General features: G+C 63.0%; 16 protein-coding genes. 2 read left to right on the forward strand and 14 right to left on the reverse strand.

All coding sequences use genetic code 11. The annotated features are described in order from the left end of the window. Positions 1–229 precede the first annotated feature (229 nt). The 11 genes from AMK00_RS25490 to AMK00_RS25540 are packed head-to-tail and all read right to left on the reverse strand — an operon-like array spanning position 230 to position 10,499. Entirely contained in the window at positions 230–1,105 is an 876-nt protein-coding gene (locus AMK00_RS25490; protein WP_064812123.1) for an FHA domain-containing protein, read from the reverse strand. A gap of 2 nt (positions 1,106–1,107) precedes the next feature. Next, positions 1,108–2,013 (reverse strand): type II secretion system F family protein, encoded by a 906-nt coding sequence (locus AMK00_RS25495; protein WP_064812124.1) that lies wholly within the window; start codon positions 2,011–2,013, stop codon positions 1,108–1,110. Further along, entirely contained in the window at positions 2,010–2,873 is an 864-nt protein-coding gene (locus AMK00_RS25500) for a type II secretion system F family protein (protein WP_064808282.1), read from the reverse strand. The genes AMK00_RS25495 and AMK00_RS25500 overlap by 4 nt, the downstream gene beginning before the upstream one ends. 10 nt (positions 2,874–2,883) lie before the next feature. Then, the gene (locus AMK00_RS25505) at positions 2,884–4,782 is read right to left on the reverse strand and encodes an ATPase, T2SS/T4P/T4SS family (protein WP_064812125.1); all 1,899 of its coding nucleotides are present in this window, start codon (positions 4,780–4,782) and stop codon (positions 2,884–2,886) included. A 19-nt stretch (positions 4,783–4,801) separates the two neighbouring features. After that, positions 4,802–5,710 carry a Flp pilus assembly protein CpaB gene (gene cpaB, locus AMK00_RS25510; RefSeq protein ID WP_064812126.1) on the reverse strand — a complete coding sequence of 303 codons (909 nt, stop codon included), beginning with the start codon at positions 5,708–5,710 and terminating at the stop codon, positions 4,802–4,804. Then, on the reverse strand, positions 5,707–6,621 hold the full coding sequence (locus AMK00_RS25515) for a hypothetical protein (RefSeq protein WP_064812127.1): 915 nt from the start codon (positions 6,619–6,621) through the stop codon (positions 5,707–5,709). Before AMK00_RS25515 ends, cpaB begins: the two co-directional genes overlap by 4 nt. 1 nt (position 6,622) lies before the next feature. Next, the gene (locus AMK00_RS25520; protein ID WP_064812128.1) at positions 6,623–7,303 is read right to left on the reverse strand and encodes a TadE/TadG family type IV pilus assembly protein; all 681 of its coding nucleotides are present in this window, start codon (positions 7,301–7,303) and stop codon (positions 6,623–6,625) included. Continuing rightward, complete coding sequence (locus AMK00_RS25525) at positions 7,275–8,918, reverse strand: TadE/TadG family type IV pilus assembly protein (protein WP_064812129.1); 1,644 nt, start codon at positions 8,916–8,918, stop codon at positions 7,275–7,277. Before AMK00_RS25525 ends, AMK00_RS25520 begins: the two co-directional genes overlap by 29 nt. Beyond that, positions 8,915–9,712, reverse strand: coding sequence for a TadE/TadG family type IV pilus assembly protein (locus tag AMK00_RS25530; protein WP_064812130.1), 798 nt, complete (start codon positions 9,710–9,712; stop codon positions 8,915–8,917). The genes AMK00_RS25525 and AMK00_RS25530 overlap by 4 nt, the downstream gene beginning before the upstream one ends. Positions 9,713–9,717: 5 nt before the next feature. Beyond that, on the reverse strand, positions 9,718–10,281 hold the full coding sequence (locus AMK00_RS25535) for a prepilin peptidase (RefSeq protein WP_064812131.1): 564 nt from the start codon (positions 10,279–10,281) through the stop codon (positions 9,718–9,720). A 14-nt stretch (positions 10,282–10,295) separates the two neighbouring features. Further along, positions 10,296–10,499, reverse strand: a complete 204-nt coding sequence (locus AMK00_RS25540; protein WP_064808298.1) for a hypothetical protein — start codon at positions 10,497–10,499, stop codon at positions 10,296–10,298. A 510-nt stretch (positions 10,500–11,009) separates the two neighbouring features. On the opposite strand from AMK00_RS25540, the gene AMK00_RS33480 reads away from it, so the two are divergent. Both AMK00_RS33480 and AMK00_RS25545 read left to right on the forward strand, forming a co-directional pair. Next, positions 11,010–11,141: a hypothetical protein gene (locus AMK00_RS33480; RefSeq protein ID WP_257784635.1), complete on the forward strand. Its 132-nt coding sequence runs from the start codon at positions 11,010–11,012 to the stop codon at positions 11,139–11,141. Beyond that, positions 11,141–12,286, forward strand: coding sequence for a CpaF family protein (locus tag AMK00_RS25545; RefSeq protein ID WP_064812132.1), 1,146 nt, complete (start codon positions 11,141–11,143; stop codon positions 12,284–12,286). Before AMK00_RS33480 ends, AMK00_RS25545 begins: the two co-directional genes overlap by 1 nt. Positions 12,287–12,484: 198 nt before the next feature. Here AMK00_RS25545 and AMK00_RS32740 read toward each other — a convergent pair whose 3' ends face one another. The 3 genes from AMK00_RS32740 to AMK00_RS25560 are packed head-to-tail and all read right to left on the reverse strand — an operon-like array spanning position 12,485 to position 14,585. Continuing rightward, complete coding sequence (locus AMK00_RS32740; protein WP_064812133.1) at positions 12,485–12,853, reverse strand: hypothetical protein; 369 nt, start codon at positions 12,851–12,853, stop codon at positions 12,485–12,487. A gap of 23 nt (positions 12,854–12,876) precedes the next feature. Next, positions 12,877–13,344 carry a hypothetical protein gene (locus AMK00_RS25555; RefSeq protein ID WP_064812134.1) on the reverse strand — a complete coding sequence of 156 codons (468 nt, stop codon included), beginning with the start codon at positions 13,342–13,344 and terminating at the stop codon, positions 12,877–12,879. Between the two features lie 20 nt (positions 13,345–13,364). Further along, the gene (locus AMK00_RS25560; RefSeq protein WP_064812135.1) at positions 13,365–14,585 is read right to left on the reverse strand and encodes a hypothetical protein; all 1,221 of its coding nucleotides are present in this window, start codon (positions 14,583–14,585) and stop codon (positions 13,365–13,367) included. Positions 14,586–14,597: the final 12 nt, after the last annotated feature.

Genomic DNA, 14,597 nt, shown 5'->3' on the forward strand with positions numbered 1-14,597 from the left:
CGTAGCAAAGTCAAACCATTGGATGGCTAACTCTGCCGGAGCAGATTTTCGTCAGGCGAAAAGCGTGGCGAGGGCATACTCAAGGTGTCTCCGGCATTCAGGGGTTCCGCAGATTTGTCACCGAAGCTGCGGGCCGCTGATCGACCGGCCGGCTTGGCCGTAGGCGTGACTACGACGCGCGCTGGCCGGTCGACCCTCCGAGCCGTTTTGAAGAGTTTCGAATCGGCGCTCACCGCCGCGCCGGCGGCTTGGTGGCGGCGCGGCGCTGCAGCGCGAAACGCGCGGCCGAGCAGTTGACGTCGGGAACGAGATCGTAGGTCTGCTGATAGAGGCTCTGCGCCAGCGTGTTGTTGCCGCGGTTTTCCGAGGCAAGGGCTGCGAGCGCCGTGCGCTTGTAGGCCTCGACGATCGGCTCTGCCGCCTTCGCCAGCGCCGCATCGTCGGCGGGTTCGGTCGCCAGCGAAAGCGCGGCATAGGTGACATCGCCATCGCGGCCGACGCGGCCGCCGACGGCGCCGTTGAAAGTCTGCTCGGAGACCTGGCGCAGGCGCCTGGCGTTCTTGATGCATGTCGGGATGCGGGCCGCTTCCGCGTTGATGCGCTCCGCTGTCGGGCCGGCCTCCGTGCTGCCGCCGCCGGAGAGGATCACATATCCGATGATGCCGACCACGGCGAGGTAGACGAGGCCCATGCCGGCGAGGAAGGCCGGCTGCTTGAAGAGCGGCTTTTTCGGCTTGCCGTCGTCTGCCTTGGCAGCCTCCTTCTTCGGCGCCTCCTTGGCCGGCGCCTTCTCCACAAACTGGAACTCGACATCCTTGCCGAGGCGGAAACTGTCGCCGGCTTTCAGCGAAGCCGTCTGCAGCAGCGCCTCGCCGCGCAGCATGATCGGGTTCAGCCCCATGCGGCGGATGATGAAGCCGCCGTCGCTCTGCTTTTCGATGCGCGCGTGGATCGGCGCCAGGAACGGATCGTCGACCACGATATCGGCATTGGCTGCCCGGCCGATCGACATTTCCGCCCGGTCGAGCACATGGCTGCGGCTCTGGCCGCCGGGGCCGGTCTGAAGAAGGCTGGGTTTGTTGCCGCGAAAGAAGGAAAAGACCATGATCAGAACATCCCACTCGACATCATCTCGACGATTGCCGGCGCCAGCACCAGAAGCAGGATCGACACGACGATCATCATCGCCGGCATGACGATCTTGGCCTTCAGCTTTTCACTGGCCCTGTCGGCCTTTTCCCAGCGGCGGAAGCGCAGGTCGCGCGCATGTTCGCGCAACAGCTCGACGCGGTTGCTGCCCTCGACCTCGCCCTGGATGACGGCGCGGATGACCCGCACCACCTCCTCGGCCGTCATGCGCGCCTCCAGGCGCTGCAGCGCCTCGATCATGCCGGTGCCGAGCGCCACGTCCTTCAGTGTCTGCTCGATCTCCTCGCTCATCACGGTGCCCGGGGCGGCCTCGGAATAAAGCCTGAGGCTTTCCGGGAGCGTCGCCTGCGCCTGCTGCGTCATGACGACGAGATCGAGGAAATAGGGAAATTCGCGCGAGATGCGTTCCTTGCGGTCCTGCATCTTGTCGTCGGCGACCACCCAGAAATAGATGGCGGGGATGAAGCCGAGGATCAGGCCGGCGACCAGCCCGCCGATGATGCTGCCGCTCGCAATGCCGAACAGCACGCCGAGCAGGATGAAGCCGAAGAGGCTCAAGACGATGAGAAGGGCGATATATTCACGCCCCGTCACCCCGCCGAACGGCCGGCCGCCATAGATCAGCTTCCTTTCGAGCTGCGCGCCGAAATCGGCGAGGAGCGGCTCGAAGTGCCTCAGCACGAATTCGACAGGCGTGCGCATGCCGATGCTGTCGACGATATTCGGCGGCGGCCCGTCGCCGCCGGCCTTTCGCCGCACGACCTGGATGCTGCCGAGCAGGTCGCCGATCCACCAGACGATGAGCGCCGCGGTGATGCCGGCAAGGACGATGATGATCGGGGCGAGGGGGATTTGCGACATCATACCGACACCTTCATCATCGAGCGCATCCAGAAAAAACCGGTGGCATAGAGAATGGCGCCGACGATCGCGATGACGATGCCGATGGCGTTGCCGAACACCTTGTCGATCAGCTCAGGCTGACCGAAGAAGATCATCAGGATCATGAACAGCGCGCCGCCATTGACGACGCGGAAGTTCATCCGCGCCTGCGACGAGGAGGTGCTGATCTTCTGGTCGAGCTTCCAGATCTCCTTGAAGGATTTCGACATTTCCGTCAGCGGCTCGGATATGTCGCCGCCCTGGCGGGCAAACAGGCCGAGGGCGGCATCGACCATCTTGAAATGCAGGCTCGGCACGGTGCGGCCGTGGCGGTCGAGCGCCTCGACCAGGCCGATGCCGAGCTTCTGTTCGCGGGCGATGCGCTCGAATTCGCGCGAGGACGGCATCTGGCCGGTATCGGCGACCGCATTGACGGCGACGGCGAGCGGCTTGCCGGTGCGCACCGCCGAGACGATCTGGTCGACGGCATAGGGAAGCTGCGATTCGATCTGCAGCCAGCGCCGCTGCAGGAAATAGCGGATCGTCGCCTTGGGCAGGAAGAAGGCGACGGGAATGGCGACGACGATGCCGACGATCGGGCCGAAGATCAGCGAGACCAGAGCAAAGACGACGATCGCGGTGATGGCATAGGCAAGGATCATCGTATAGGGCGGCACCGCATCGCGGCCGAAGACCTGGGCCGCTTCGCTGGCGAGCGCGATATCGCGTTCGGTGGCGCGCAGCAGTGGTGCCGGCCATTGCACCGGCGCGCCCCAGACGAGCAGTCCCGCGGTCACCGCGCCGAGGGCGATCGTCAGGATCTGCAGAATGCTGATGTCCATGGTTCCACCCTCAAACAAACATATCCAGGTTCTTGATCTCGCCGTCTTCGCCGAAGGCGACGAGCTCGGCGACGAAGCTCGGCAGATAGCCGGTGAAGGCATGCACCGCCTGGCCGCCGGCGCGGCCGACGAGATTGAAGATCGGCTCGACGATGATGAGGCCGGTGTCCGGATCGATGCCGATCACCTCGGATATCTCGGTGACGGCGCGCCGGCCGCTTTCCAGCCGGTTCAGCTGCACCACGAGTTCGACGGCGGCGACGATCTGCTGGCGGATCGCCGTCACCGGCAGCGAGCTCTGGCCCTGCAGCACCATCACCTCCAGGCGGGTCATCATGTCCTGCGGCGTGTTGGCATGCGCCGTGGTCATCGAACCGGCATGGCCGGTATTCATCGCCTGCAGCATGTCGATCGCCTCCGCACCGCGGCACTCGCCGACGATGATGCGGTCGGGACGCATGCGCAGCGCATTGCGCACCAGGTCGCGGATGGTGACGCTGGTTTCGCTCTCCGCCGTCTTCGGCCGCGATTGCAGATAGACGACATGGATGCCGTCGAGCTGCAGTTCGGACGTGTCCTCGACCGCAACGACGCGCTCGCCGACCGGAATGAACTGCGACAGGCTGTTCAGGAGCGTCGTCTTGCCGGAGCCGGTGCCGCCGGAGACGACGATGTTCTTGCGGGCGCGCACCGCCGCCTCGAGGAAGGCGCGCATCGGTTCGCTGAGCGCGCCGGCGGCGACCAGCTTGCTGATGTCGAGCCGCGATTTGCCGCCGAATTTGCGGATGGTGAGGCAGGCGCCCTTGACGGCGAGCGGCGGGATGACGGCGTTGACGCGCGAACCGTCCGGCATGCGGAAGTCGGCCATCGCCTCGCTCTCGTTGATCGAGCGGTTGGAATCGACGGCGATGCGCTCGATCACCTTCATCAGCTGTCGCTCATTGGCGAAGGCGAAGGGGTAGCGCTCCAGCAGACCGAATTTCTCGACATAGATCTCGTCATAACGCGTCACCATAATTTCCGAGATGACGTCGAGATCCATCAGTTCCGAAATCGTGCCCCAGCGATACATCAGCTCCTCGATATTGGAGCGCAGGTGCATATGGGCGATCTCGTAGCGATCCCCGGCGTTGAACAGCGCCTGCCGGGCCTGGAAGGCGGCGCCGAACTTGGTGTCGAGCTGGGCGAAATCGGAACGGGTGGATTCGAAGTTCAGCTTCAGTTGCAGCGCCGAGATCAGCGCCTTGCCGACATCGAAGAGCCGGCGGTTGTCCTGCTCTTCGCGCGCGAGGGTCGCCGCATTCGAAGCGCCGTCGCGCCGGCCGGTACGGGCGATGCGCTTTGCCAGCCACCGGTAGACGGCATTCTTGATGACGAGGACGACGAGATCCTGCGGTGCTGAGTCCAGCGCCTCCTTGATGAACAGGTCGAGGCGTTCGCGGATGCGGCTGCGCGTCTCCTCGCGGCCGAAATCGGAGGATTTCACCAGCCGGTCATATTGCGTGTCCTTTAGCAATCGCTCATGTATTTCCATCTGCAGTGCCAGCACCCGCTCCTGGTCCGGAAACTGCGTCACCGCCTCCGGCGCCGCCGCCGGCTCGACGAGTTCGATGGTGACATTCGGCACCCAGATCGACATGCCGGCCGAAACCGCCACCGGCGTGCCGGCCCTCAGCGGCTGGTCGTCGACTCGCGTCGGGTTGCGGCCATGATGCTGCACCGACCAGCCCTGGCTTGACTTGCGCAGCACGAATTGCGGCGAGGAGACGTGGCTGCCGCGCAGCCGCACGACGCCGGCGCCGGCCGGCAGCGAAAGCGTGCTGCTTTCGCCGACGAAATAGGTCTCGTTCGCCAAGAGCGGGATCACCTCCCGTCCGCTGCCGTCCTCATAGGAAATCTTCAACAGCATGGCTCAATCCTTGAAACGATCACATGCGCGTCCAGTTGATGCTTGGCAGGTCTTCGACGCTATTGTCCGTCGGATTGCGCAGCACGAGGTTGAGGCTGCCATTCGCCTGGCCCATGGCGAAGATCAGCATCTCGGCTTCCGACGGCGTCACTTCGACCGTCACGTGATTGTAGCTGCTATTGGCCTTGGTGACCGCACCTTCCGGCGTAGTCGCCGCACCGACGGCGAGCACCTTGACGTTCTGCAGGAAGGTGCGGGTGACGACGCGGGTGCGCGAGCTGATGCCGAGCTTGTAGTCCTGCGCCTGCTTCCGGTAGGCGTTGACGTCGTTCTCGTCGGCGCCCGGATATTGGGTGAGATAGTTCTTCAGCATCTGCTCGACTGGCGAGGGCGGCTGGGCCGGCGCCGCCGGTGCGGCAGGCGTCTGCCCGGGCGTTCCCGGCTGCGTCGCGGCGGGCGGCGCCACCGGCTCGACGGGTTCATCGACCGTGCCGAGGATATCGACATAGCTGCCCGGCTCGACGAAATGGCCGACCGCCTCGGCGGCGTTGACCGGCAGGGTGAGCGCCCGCTTGCCGGGCGCGATCATCGTCGTCAGCCGCCCGCCGTCGGTATCGTCGAAATACTGGAAGAGCAGCACCGAGCCGGCCGGAATATCGGCCGCGGCCGTCCGGTCCTTCAGCCATTCCTGATAGGCGCTGGCGGCGGGAACCGCGAGCTTGGCAAGCGCCCCGAAGCTTTCCGGCAGCATCACCGGTTCGGCGAGCATGTCCGGGGTGATCGCCTGTCCTCTCGTCACCTTCTTGTCGGGCTGCAGCCGCATGAAGGCGTAGGCCACCTGCTCGTTCTTGACGCTCTCGGTCCAGAAGTAGAGGAGAACGCCGGTAATGAGCCCGACGATCACAGCGGCAATGAGCTTCCAGTTCATGGTGTTATTCCTTCGACGAAGGGTTGCCTGATTTGAATGACCTCAACGGTCCTGCCGTCGGTTTTGCTTCTGGTGTAGAGAACATTGGCTTCGACACTGCCGCGCCGGCCATAAAGCGCGGTGACGCCGCCGCGCTCAGCCGGCGGCGTTTCGATGGTGAAGCCATCGCGGATTAGCAGGTCGGCGCGCTGATCGGACCAGCGCGCGGCGGCGAGCGTGCCCTTCGACACGACCGTGCGCGACATATGGCCTTTGTCACGGTCGCCGATATCGCTCAGCACCTCGACGCCGGCCGGCGGACGCAGCGACACCGGCAGCTTGCCGACATCGGCAGGCGCGGCGAAGGCCGGCAGCGTCGCGGCGACATCGTCGAAGCGGCTCATCAGCACCTCGGTCATCGGCGCATCGGCAGGCCGGCGGATCATGATCGAGACGCCCGGAATCGGCGCTTTCGCCGAAGGATCGTTCGGATCCTGCCGTCTCATGTAGTCGAGCGCAGCCTCGCCGTCGCCGTCGAAGAAGCGCACGACAACGGCAAGGTCGTCGCGGATGCGGCTCACCTTCGGGACGATCATCATGTTGGCTGCGATGACGGCGGTCAGTTCCTCCCGGCCGCTGCTTTTCGGCATGGCGGGCCGGGTATTGGCGGCCAGCACCCGCAGCCACTCGTCGGTGATATCGGAAATGCTGCGATCGCTCTGGTACGGCGTGAACTCGAGCGGCTGGCCGTTGATGACGAGATCGCGCGGCGCCCGTTCCGGCGTCCCGAGAATGCCGGCCAGCATCGAATTCAGCGTCACCCGGATATCCTTATAGATCTCGGCGCGCCCCGGTGTGGCCAATATCACGGCGAGCCCGACGACCAGGGCCGTACCGAGGAGATGAACGGAAATGCTTGACCGCTGTGCCATGTCACTTTGCCCCCGGAAAGACGCCGTCGAAGAGATCGCCGGAATGGCTGGCCACATGGCGGATTTCTCGGCGCAGCGTCGGATCGTAGCCGCGGCGCGTCGTGTCGTTGTTGTGCGAGATAAACAGCGTCGAGTCATCCACTGTGAACGCATCCTTCCAGCGGATGCTGCGGATGGTGTCGAGATCGTCGGAATCCCTGAACTTGTAGACGCGGTCGGCGGTCGCGGTCACGAGTTGCGGCTTCTCGTCGGCGAGCTCGCCGACCATATCGCCGAACTCGCGTCCATTACTCTCGAGGGTGTTCTGCACATCGTCCCAGATAAAGGTGCGTTGAGGATCGCCGCCGCCTTCATGCGAAGGCGTGCGCGAACAGTTGATGGCGTCTCCTCCGGGAAGGGCCGGCAAGGCCGGGATCGGGAACACGTTCGAGAAATCCGACGTGCAGTTGAGGCCGGACGCCTCGGCGAAGGCAGAATTGCGCATGGCAAGCATGGTCGCGACCTTCTTGGTGGAAATCTTGTTGGCGTGAATGACGAAGATCACGATCAGCAGGATAACCGGCGCGGCGAGCACGAATTCGATCGAGGCGAGACCGCGGCGATCGCGGTGCAGCCGCATCATGAACCCGCCGGCCGGCGCGCCTCCGTCGTGCTCAGTGTGTGTTGACGGCAGCCCAGGCATTGGCTCCTCCCTGGTCGAAGACGCGTGTCAGGCCGGTGAAGCTGTCGGCGGCCGGGCTCTGTTTGATGGTGCTGGAAACCGCGCCGGCATCATCGGCGAGGGTCGCGGGCGCCAGCGAGGCAAGCCAGTCCTGGGTGTAGAGATCGAAGGCCGTGTAATTGTGAACCCAGCTCTGCGCCAGCGCATAAGCGGACGGCGTCTTGTCCTTGAACAGCCGAACCTGGAGCCTGGCGCGCGGCGCCCGCGAAACGATCGCCAGCGTCTGGTAGTCGGTGAGCTGGTCGCCTCCGAAGGGCGTGAAGTTGAAGGGGATGCGTCCCTTTAGCCAGTAGGGCTTCGGGAAGGAGACGAGCGGCAGATTGGCACCGGTCACCGAGATCGCCCCGCCCGCCGGGCCGCAGACCTGGTTCCAGATCATGTCGAACTTGCGGGTGAAGTCGTTCTCGTCCTTCGTCTGCGAGTCGGAATAGCGCGGCGGCACGTCGATCGGCAGCTGGAAGGGATTGGTGATGCCGAAGCCGACGCCGAAGACCTTGTCGGCGATCCAGAAGCTGGCATCGAGCGTCAGTTCCTGCCACCAGCTGAGATCGCCGGCATATTGTTCGACAATCGCCTTGAACGGGACCTTGCTCAGATAGGCCGGCCCGAAGGCTTCGTAGAAGATGTAGAACTCCACCAGCTGATTGTCGATGCCGCTCTCATGGTTGACCCAGTCGCGGATATGGCTGCCGTCTACGCCGCCTGCCGTCAAGGGGCCCTTGCCGTTGGGGAAGCCGCGGTTGGCGTATTCGCCGCGCATCAGGAGCGGATCCTGTCCCTGGGTGCCATAGGACATGGCAAGGCACATTTCCGTATAGGCAGCGGCTGGATTGACGCCATCACGGTCCACCGGCAGGTTGCCGCCGGCACCTTCTCCGGCCTGTCCGCAAGACTCGCAGGGCGGATGGAAGACGACGTGATCCGACTTGTTCAACCGAACCAGATGCAAGGCCTCATTGCCGACCCGCTCGGGAAAGCTTTCAACGAGATAATCGTTGAGATCATTCATCGCATCGATGATGTCCCTAGACTTTTTGATCAGATTCCAGGGATCATATTTGGCCTGCGCCGCCACCGTATAGGCGATCGCCTTGGTGGCTTCGGTCGCGCGGAACCCCTGGAACGCCAGGCAAGCGCCGTAGATGATGCCGCCGACGATCGGGACCTTCTGCCAGCCGGGGCAATAGGGCATCGGCGGCAACGGCGGCAGGAGCGACGCCGGTCCGAAGCCTTCGGTGAAGGAGTATTGGGCGAGTTTCGCCAGAATGGCGCTCGAGCGCAGAAACAGTTCCGCCGTCGTCAGCTGGTAGGCGACCGACGTCGCCATGACCACGGTTGCCTGCGAGGAGGCGACATTGTTCATCGCCATGATGTTGAGATAGCGCGCCTCCCAGTCGGCATGGACGAGTGCGGCGGCATCGGCGGTATCCTGCGTGCGCTGCTTGTCATAGATCATCTGCCCGGTGTTGAGGATCCACACGATCATCAGCGCGAGCGCGATCGTCATGTAGAGGATGATCGGAGACAGGAAGCCGCGCTGGTCGCGGTGCAAACGCTTGATGAAGGACGAGGTCATAGCAGGTTCACCTCCGCCGTCGAAATAGTGTAGTAACGCCCGTCCTTCCGCTGGCCGCGGGCAAAGACCCAGCCGGCATATTCGAGCAGCAGGAAGCGCGCTTCGACCTTGGCCGTGACAGGCACATGCGGCGAGCGGTTGATGGCGGCATAGAGCGCCATCGGGGCGCGATCGACGGTGACCGTGACGTTCTGCGGGTCGAACATGTAGCGGGCCTGGTTGCGCATGGCGCGCCAGTTCTTCGACAGGCCCGAGGCGTCGGCAAGGCTCTTCAGCGCCTCTTCCGGCGGCTGGCAGGCGCCGACGCATTTCAGCTGGTCGTAGGGAGCGGCCGGGATCAGCGCCAGGCGGGCGGCGAGATCGGCCTTGCCCGCTGCAGCATCGTTATCGCAGGTCTTGGGGCCGATGAAGCTGTGGATGGTGATCGGCAGGGCCGGGCAGAAATAGACGCGGGCGCTGCGGGCCGCCGCATAGGCGGCATAGTGGGTGAAGAGGTGGTTCTTCGCCAGGATCGTGAACTGGAAGACCACGAACATGAAGAAGACGAAGATTGGCGTAACCAGCACGAAATCCATCATCGTCGTGCTGCCTGAGATATCGCCGTGAAGCTCCGACATCCGGCGCCGGCGGGCGGAAAGCCGCGGCAGCAGCAGCATCGAGGCAAGCAACAGCATGGCGATTGCGAAGGTGCCGAGAAGCGCGCCGTGATCCTGGGGGATCCAGAAGGTCCGCGAGTGCAGGATCGAACTCCAGAAAGCACCGTCGAAAGTGGGGCGTTCGAGTTCCGCGCGCATTGCCGTTACCTCACGAGTGAAAGAGGGGTGAAATCAGGCATGAACAGGCACCAGAGAAGTCCGAGAGCGGCGGCGACGCCGAAACGGACGGTATGATGGGTTTCGCGCGGCTTCAGCACCGAGGCGGCGTCGCGGAAACCGGCGGGCAGAAGCAGGGCGAACAGGCCGAGGCTTCGCACGAGCACGCTCCATTGAACCCGCCGCGCCATCGAGAAGACGGCAATCGTGCCGCCGATCATCAGCGATGCGAGCGTCACGTCGATGGCCGGCCAGAGGCCGAGAACGGCGCCGAGCGCCGCCATCAGCTTGACATCACCGCCGCCGCAGCCTCCGGCTGCGAAGGCGATGATGAAGATCAGGCCTGAGGCAAGGAGGCCGGCAAAAGCCAGGCCGACCCCCGCGAGACCGCCGCCGATCGCCGCCAGCATGAACCCGGCAAGCAGGCAGGGGTAGGTGACGGCGTTCGGGATCTTACCATGGCGGTGATCGAACACCGCCGCGGTCGTGGCGCAGGCGACGGCAAGAGCCGCCGCCGCTGGCATCAGGGTCAGATCGTAGGTCATGTCCATGACACCGACCCCGCTTATTGACCCGGCTCAGGAATTCTCTCGGCGTCGGAGAGAGCCGTATTCTTTTCGTTGAACCATTCGCCGATCTGTTTGCCGAATGCGAGCAGGAGCAGCATCAGCGGAATGACGATCAGGGCGACGGCGAGGACGATCTGGGCCATGTCGCCGCGTTCGTCCTTGTGAAGTGCAATTGCGAGAGTCTTGAGTTTTGCAAACATCTGCGTATTCCTCGTTCCATGGTTTGTTTCGGATCGAAGACCTTGGTGAAGAAGAAGCAAGCATGCGCCATCGATCCGAACCAGCACGTTGCTCGTTCCAATGATTTTTTCTGCTTCTGCTTTTCTTCCCCGGTCGCCAACGCTTGTTGAGCAACATCATTAAGACCCAAGAGTGCGCCCAAGGCCAGCCCTCCGTCAAGCAAACGGAAGGCAGGGTTCCAATTGTCTTGGAGGCGTCGCCTGCAGACATGCGGTTGACGGCGGCGTTTTCAGGCTAACAGGCTGATTAAGCTATAATTTTTTTGGGTGAGGCATGCAGTGGAGCGATTTTCGCGGATATCGTCTGCTGCTCCATTATTGGTCAATGGTTTCAAGGCGATAGAAGAGGCAGAAGCAACACGGCCAAAGTGGCGGGCGGGCGAGGGCGCCCCCATGGCGTTGCTTGCCGATCTGGATTAAGCTCGTCTTCAATATTGGCTATGGCCCGTCAGTCGTTCCGGAGACAAAACCATGGAAACGATGAGCAGCGTCTTGATACTTGCATTGGTCCTCATTCCACTGATGTTGTTCTTTCCGACTGCGGTCCAGATGATGGTAACGCTGTTCGGCATGAGTTCCGTCCTTGTCGGGATGCCGCTCTGATGAAAGCCGTTTCCGACGACGCTGCCGAACAGGCGACCTTCCAGGTTCTGACCCGGGCGCTGGACAAGCTCCTGGCGCCGATCCGCTTCCTGCTCGAGGATCCGAGCGTTTCCGAAATCCTGATCAACGGAACCTCCGATATCTTCGTCGAAAGGCGCGGCAAGCTCGAACGCGCCGATACGCGCTTCGCCAGCCGCGAGGATCTGGAATCGGCGGCGCGCAGCATCGCGCAATTCTCAGGCAAGCGCCTGACGCCGGAAGAACCGAGCGTCGAAGCCCGTCTGCCGGACGGTTCGCGCGTGCAGATGATCCAGCCGCCGGCCGCCCGCACCGGGCTCTGCATTTCCATCCGCCGCTTTCTGAGAGAACATCGCAGCATTCGCGACCTCGTCACCCAATGCAGCCTGACGGAGGAGTCGCTGTCCTTGCTGCAGGCGGCGGTCGGGCTGCAGAAGAATGTGATCATCTCGGGCGGCACCGGCACCGGCAAGACGACGATGCTGAACGCGCTATCGGAAGCCTTCGCCGATCATGAGCGGGTCATCGTCATCGAGGACACGTCGGAACTGCAGATCCGCAAGGAGCACGTCGTTTATCTCGAAGTCACCAAGCCCGACAGGTTCGGTCGCGGCGGCGCCAGCATTCGCGAGCTGTTCCGCTCTTCCCTGCGAATGCGGCCGGACCGCATCATCGTCGGCGAGTGCCGCGGCGGCGAAGCGCTCGATATGATCCAGGCGATGACATCGGGCCATAGCGGCAGCCTTTCGACCGTGCATGCCAATACGCCCTACGACGCACTGCACCGGCTGGAGACCCTGGCGCTGATGTCGGATATCGACATGCCGCTGCGGCCGCTGCGCTCACAGATCGCTTCCGCCGTCGACGTCGTCGTCCAGATTGCCCGGTTCAAGCGCACCGGTCGGCGACGGGTCATCGAAATTTCCGAGATCAAGGGCCTCAATGAGGACGGCCAGTATATCGTCGAGAGCATCTACAAGCTCGATGGCGGCGGCCATTCCAACGCGGATGGCGAACTGCGCTGGACAGGCGCCGTGCCGAGCTTCGCCACGGAAGCCCTTGAGGAGTTGGGGAGCAGCCAAATGGAGCTCCCGAGTTGGATGAAGCCGGTCGCGGCTTCGCGTTAGCCTGCCGGGACTGTCGGATCTCGCGAGCTTCGGCGAAAGGGAGACGATGGCCTGCAGGCGGACGAGCGCAGCATGAGGCCGATATCGCCATGGAAAATGCCCGCAAGAAGGCCAAGGACGTCCTGCTCGACGAAGCCGCCGCCATTGTCGGGACGAGGCGGATTTGCGCAAGACGCCGTAAGGGCGGCTTCCAATCCGCTACTTTAGTGCCGCGACCTCTTGCCTTAAAGCCGCGACCTCCTCCCTTAACTCCTCGACCCCTTTGGCAAGCTTGTCGAGATCCTTTGGCGATACGGCCCCATCTTTAGGAAACGTAATTTTTCCACTCGCATCAAGCTCGCGCGGAATATTGTATTTGGAAGTACCATGTGCCGGATCATGGATATCGACACGACCTGCGCCGTCTCTAATCCCAACCGCTATCTCGAAGGTCGTCGGGGCAGCTATTTCAACCTCTTTGATCTCTTCACCCGTTGCTATGTTCACGCAGGGTCTGTTGCTGAGCCAGTCTGTCGCTGTGAGCGCTGCACAGGCTTCCGATACGCAAACCTTGACTCTATAAGCCATGATTGTCCTCCCGTTGTTGCGAGCTAGTCGTTTTGCAGGCGGCCATTGCGATGCGCCATCCTCAAGGTGATAGAGTAGGAGCTAGGGGATCTCTTCCCGGGCAGCTGCGAATCCAAGATAAGGCTCCTGGCATCGCCAAAGGCCGTTGAGACTTCGAGGATTTGTTCAGACGCGGTGATCCGCCACATTTTGTAACCGAGGCACGTGTCAAAGCCGCAGCCGACCGCAGGCTCGGCATTCGGACCTGTAACAATAAAAATGCGAGTTGAATCCAGCCTGTAGCAGTGACCCTCGAAAGCGTAGCCATAGGCAAGCACTGTGGAGCCGATTATCGTTCCGGATCGTAGTCTGATCTGGAGCTCCGTCGTTCCCGCCATCCCGACCTCCAGATGGGCAATGCCGCCGGCGTCATTCAAATCCACGCCATAGAGTATGATTTCATCCGCTACATAATGAGGTCCAGAAGGTGCTGGAACGCTGTCGTCTGTCATCGATGCCTCCCGTCGTTTGGTTACAAAATGCCGCGCCACCTCATGCAATCTTCAAGCTGATCGAGATAAGCCACCCCGCGCCCGCGGCTCGCCGCCTCGAGGAGGGCAACTGCCGCCGCTTCGAAGGTCAGGCTGTCGGGGTCGAGATATCTCCAGGAACGCAGGAGCGCTTCGCCGACAATGTCGCGCGCCTCCTGCAGGGCGGCCTTTACCGCGAAGTGCCGCAGCTCATAGGATGCCGCCGATGTCCGAAGTCCTTCTTCCATCAGCCTTGGCGCCATCTGCTGGCGCAGGTCGCTGAACCGCTTCGGATCGATGTCCGACAGCCCGCGCGCAAAAAGCAGTGACTGGTAGACCTCGATGAGGCCATCGAACAGGCCCGCCGCAAAGGGCTTGGATCGGTCGTGCACTTCCCGGCTGACATCGCCGATACGAAGCGAGTTGTTCAGCAACCGCAGCTGCTTCTCGTCGCTGAGCTCGGCGAATTTGTCGAGTTCGTTGTGCAAGAGCAGATTTCCGCCGGTGCGGCGCAGCAGCCGGTCAAGCGCCGTATCGAAGTGCAGCAGTCCGAGCAGCGAGGTGAAATCGGCGATCGCCTCATGATAGGAAAAGAAGTCGCTGCCGGCGCCGTCGCCTTCGAGAATGCCGAGTTCGCTCAGAAGAACGAGGTGGCCCATCTCGTGCGCGACCGCGTCGAAATTCAGCGCGAAGCAGGAGGCCGGGCGTTTTCCTTCGCTCTCGCCCAGTTCGAGAAAGCCGAAGCCGGATTGGGCGTTTTGCCAATGCGGGATGCGCGGAATGATCTCCAGCCGTTCCAGCGTCGGCTGGAAGAACCAGACGAGCGGGCGCCCGAGATAACCCTCGCAGATATCGAGGACGCGGCGGGCGCAGGCATAGCTATGGGTTGCAAGGAAAGCCGGTGAGTCCGGCCCGATGTGATCGAAATGCCCGTCCGGGCCGGGCTCGGCCGGCGGGCGCAGCAGGCCGGGATAAGGCGGAATATAGGGCGCGGCATAGGGCGGTTTCGCTTCGACAGGATTTGCCACATAGATCCTGTCGTCGGACGGCCCCGCCAGAATCGGCCCGGCCGAGGGTCCGATCCACACCACCTCGGGTTTTTCATAGCCGGGAATGAAGGAAGGCTGGGGAAAGACAAGGAAACGTGTACCTAACGGCCGCTCTGCAGCTGCCCCGGTGCCTGCGCCCTCCTGATGCGTGATGGCATCCAATGCCGCCCCCACCGCTCGTTGCCC

It is taken from the genome of Rhizobium sp. N621 (genome assembly GCF_001664325.1).
Taxonomy (GTDB): domain Bacteria; phylum Pseudomonadota; class Alphaproteobacteria; order Rhizobiales; family Rhizobiaceae; genus Rhizobium; species Rhizobium esperanzae.

Bases quoted from the DNA above. Each gene is read 5' to 3' on its own strand.
- AMK00_RS25490 (WP_064812123.1), bottom strand. From the start codon at position 1,105: ATGGTCTTTTCCTTCTTTCGCGGCAACAAACCCAGCCTTCTTCAGACC.
- AMK00_RS25495 (WP_064812124.1), bottom strand. From the start codon at position 2,013: ATGATGTCGCAAATCCCCCTCGCCCCGATCATCATCGTCCTTGCCGGC.
- AMK00_RS25500 (WP_064808282.1), bottom strand. From the start codon at position 2,873: ATGGACATCAGCATTCTGCAGATCCTGACGATCGCCCTCGGCGCGGTG.
- AMK00_RS25505 (WP_064812125.1), bottom strand. From the start codon at position 4,782: ATGCTGTTGAAGATTTCCTATGAGGACGGCAGCGGACGGGAGGTGATC.
- cpaB (WP_064812126.1), bottom strand. From the start codon at position 5,710: ATGAACTGGAAGCTCATTGCCGCTGTGATCGTCGGGCTCATTACCGGC.
- AMK00_RS25515 (WP_064812127.1), bottom strand. From the start codon at position 6,621: ATGGCACAGCGGTCAAGCATTTCCGTTCATCTCCTCGGTACGGCCCTG.
- AMK00_RS25520 (WP_064812128.1), bottom strand. From the start codon at position 7,303: ATGCCTGGGCTGCCGTCAACACACACTGAGCACGACGGAGGCGCGCCG.
- AMK00_RS25525 (WP_064812129.1), bottom strand. From the start codon at position 8,918: ATGACCTCGTCCTTCATCAAGCGTTTGCACCGCGACCAGCGCGGCTTC.
- AMK00_RS25530 (WP_064812130.1), bottom strand. From the start codon at position 9,712: ATGCGCGCGGAACTCGAACGCCCCACTTTCGACGGTGCTTTCTGGAGT.
- AMK00_RS25535 (WP_064812131.1), bottom strand. From the start codon at position 10,281: ATGGACATGACCTACGATCTGACCCTGATGCCAGCGGCGGCGGCTCTT.
- AMK00_RS25540 (WP_064808298.1), bottom strand. From the start codon at position 10,499: ATGTTTGCAAAACTCAAGACTCTCGCAATTGCACTTCACAAGGACGAA.
- AMK00_RS33480 (WP_257784635.1), top strand. From the start codon at position 11,010: ATGGAAACGATGAGCAGCGTCTTGATACTTGCATTGGTCCTCATTCCA.
- AMK00_RS25545 (WP_064812132.1), top strand. From the start codon at position 11,141: ATGAAAGCCGTTTCCGACGACGCTGCCGAACAGGCGACCTTCCAGGTT.
- AMK00_RS32740 (WP_064812133.1), bottom strand. From the start codon at position 12,853: ATGGCTTATAGAGTCAAGGTTTGCGTATCGGAAGCCTGTGCAGCGCTC.
- AMK00_RS25555 (WP_064812134.1), bottom strand. From the start codon at position 13,344: ATGACAGACGACAGCGTTCCAGCACCTTCTGGACCTCATTATGTAGCG.